General features: G+C 45.3%; 1 protein-coding gene and 1 pseudogene. Both read right to left on the bottom strand.

Annotation, left to right across the window (positions count from 1 at the left end; all coding sequences use genetic code 11):
• Positions 1-306: 306 nt before the first annotated feature.
• A pseudogene (locus F6K49_RS53955) lies at positions 307-660 on the bottom strand (hypothetical protein); the annotation flags it as partial.
• Between the two features lie 489 nt (positions 661-1,149).
• A complete protein-coding gene (locus F6K49_RS43885) occupies positions 1,150-1,341 on the bottom strand; it encodes a hypothetical protein (RefSeq protein ID WP_293108109.1) in 192 nt (63 codons plus the stop codon).
• Positions 1,342-2,035 lie beyond the last annotated feature (694 nt).

Here is a 2,035-nt window from a genome sequence, read left to right as displayed (position 1 = left end):
ACAGGATTGAGGACATTAATGGCAGAGGATACAGTATTACAAGAGTTAGCCCAGTCGCCCTTGATGCTCAATATTATGACTCTAGCTTATCAAGGAGTAGCAGTTGAGGATTTACCAAAAACTGACGTAGTGGAGGAACGGCGCAAGCAGCTCTTTGATGCATATATTGAGAGGATGTTTAAGCGTCGGAAGACTAATCAGCGATATAAGAATGCGCAAGTAAAGCACTGGCTAATTTGGCTGGCAAAGAGGATGGTTGAGGAGTCGCAAACAGTATTTTTAATTGAAAAAATGCAGCCATCTTGGCTAAGAAATAGAAAGCAAAAACGAATTTATAGGTTGATGGTCGGGCTGATGTTCGGCCTGATGCTCGGGCTGATGACAGGGCTGATGTTTTCGCTGATGATGGTCGGGCTGATGGTCGGGCTGATGGTCGGGCTGATCGCAGGGCTGGATAAAAAGCCAACGGAAGAAATCAAAACAGTTGAAATACTTGATATTAATTGGAAAAAAATCAAGATTAACTGGGTGATTAACCGGCTGATGGAAGGGTGGATCGAATGGCTGATGTTTTCGCTGATTGTCGGGCCGATTGTAGGACTGATGTTTTCGCTGATAGGAGGGCTGATGGGAGGGCTGATCGCAGGGCTGATCGCAGGGCCGATAGGAGGGCTGATCGCAGCGCTGATGGGAGGGCTGATCGAAGAGCTGAAGATTTCAGAAATTGAAAGAAAAACAAGTCCAAATCAAGGCATTTGGAAATCAGCTCGTAATGCTATAACTGTATGTCTGATGGGAGGGCTGATGGGAGGGCTGATCTTGGGGCTGATCTTCGGGCTGATGGGAGGGCTGGGGACAGGGCTGATCGAAGGGCTGAAGATCGGGCTGATCGAAGGGCTGAAGGTCGGGCTGATGGGAGGGCTGATATTCGGGCTAATGGTCGGGCTGAAGAATGGTGGTCTAGCCTCCATCCAACACTTCTTCCTCCGCCTTGTCCTCTGCTGTAACAAATACATCCCTTGGAACTATGCCCGCTTCCTGGACTACGCCGCTGATCGCATCTTCCTACAAAAAGTAGGGGGCGGCTATATCTTTATTCATCGGATGCTGATGGAACACTTTGCGGAGATGGAGCCTGAGAATTAAGAATTAAGAATTGAGAATTGAGAATTGGGAATTGGAAATTCTGACTTCTGACTTCTGACTTCTGACTTCTGACTGGGCAATAACCTGACTAGCAATATTAAACTCAAATTCTAGAGCTTCATACTCGGCTTTTACCTCTGGATTTGCTAGAACTTGGGAGCGAACATCATCCCACTTAATTGTCTTTGCACTCATTTTTTATTCCTACTGTTTTGGTAATTATAGCGTTTCTAGGATTTATGAGGTACGCTTTTCAAGCTCAAAGTCCCCCTTGATAAGGGGGATTTAGGGGGATCCATTTGTACCTCATGGCAGAGATAATTGCTATAGTTTATCTATTGGTTAATTAATTATTTTCCTGTGCCAAAAATTCCGCTCTACGAGATTCGGCAATTTTAATAATCTACATTCGCCCATTCTACTTGGTGGTGCGTTACGGTGCGGGCTGTCCCAAAACTGGCTCTAGGGGTTGAAGATCAGGGCAAGCCCGCCCCTAACGCACCCTACCGGCTTCTGACTTCTAAAGTCTACATTCGCCCATTCTACATTCTACATTCTTAATTCCTTAAACCAATACTAGCATGTGAGAAAATGGTACTCGTTAAGAACAAATAGGTACCTGTTTTTAATACACAAGTACTAGCATCTTAGCAACAAGTACTAGTTACTGAGAAACGAGTACTAATAAGTGATAAACTAGTACTCGTTTGCGAGAAACGGGTACCCGTTTGTTATACACCAGTACTAGTTAACGAGAAACGAGTACTGGTATGTGAGAAATGGGTACCCGTTTGTTATACACCAGTACCCGTTTGTTAGTGCGGCTTGTTCTAAGTAGGAGCCTCCTGAAACAGGAGGGGTATGACTTAGGTAACTCGCGGGGAAAACC

The organism is Moorena sp. SIO3I6 (assembly GCF_010672095.1).
The sequence above is the reverse complement of the archived record's forward strand: the minus strand, read 5'-3'. Positions and strand labels throughout refer to the sequence as shown.